We start from the raw sequence: 933 nt of genomic DNA on the forward strand, positions 1-933 counted from the left end.
GTTGGCTCAGAAGCAGCCACTCATTCAAAGAGTGCGTAATAGCTCACTGGTCGAGTGATCCTGCGCCGAAGATTTCCGGGGCTAAAACTTACTACCGAAGCTACGGCATCAGTAATGATGGGTAGGGGAGCTTCCCATACGGGTTGAAGCATGACCGTAAGGACATGTGGACAGTATGGGAGTGAGAATGTTGGCATGAGTAGCGAGATGTGGGTGGGAATCCCACAGGCCGTAAACCCAAGGTTTCCAGGGGAAGGTTCGTCCGCCCTGGGTTAGTCGGGACCTAAGCTGAGGCCGAAAGGCGTAGGTGATGGACAACAGGTTGATATTCCTGTACTACCGATAACCGTTTGAGAGAAGGGATGACACAGTAGGATAAGCTAAGCACACTGTTGGTTATGTGTGCCCAAGCATTGAGGCAGTCAAAGTAGGCAAATCCGCTTTGATAATGCTGGGATGTGATGGGGAGCGAAATTTAGTAGCGAAGTAGCTGATTTCACACTGTCAAGAAAAGTCTCTATCGAGGTTAAAGGTACCCGTACCGCAAACCGACACAGGTGGGTGAGGAGAGTATCCTAAGGCCAGCGAGAGAACTGTTGTTAAGGAACTCGGCAAAATGACCCCGTAACTTAGGGATAAGGGGTGCCACCATCAGGTGGCCGCAGAGAATAGGCCCAAGCGACTGTTTACCAAAAACATAGGTTTCTGCTAAGTCGCAAGACGATGTATAGGAGCTGACGCCTGCCCGGTGCTGGAAGGTTAAGGGGATCTGTTAGAGCAATCGAAGCAGTGAACTTAAGCCCCAGTAAACGGCGGCCGTAACTATAACGGTCCTAAGGTAGCGAAATTCCTTGTCGGGTAAGTTCCGACCCGCACGAAAGGCGTAACGATTTGGGCACTGTCTCAACAACAGACTCGGTGAAATTGTAATTC

At 50.5% G+C, this 933-nt stretch carries 1 rRNA gene; it reads left to right on the forward strand.

The annotated features are described in order from the left end of the window. Window positions 1-933 (forward strand): 23S ribosomal RNA (locus J3352_RS14150); the annotation flags it as partial.

The sequence above is a fragment of the Faecalibacterium sp. Marseille-Q4164 genome (assembly GCF_017377545.1).
GTDB classification, from domain to species: domain Bacteria; phylum Bacillota; class Clostridia; order Oscillospirales; family Ruminococcaceae; genus Faecalibacterium; species Faecalibacterium duncaniae.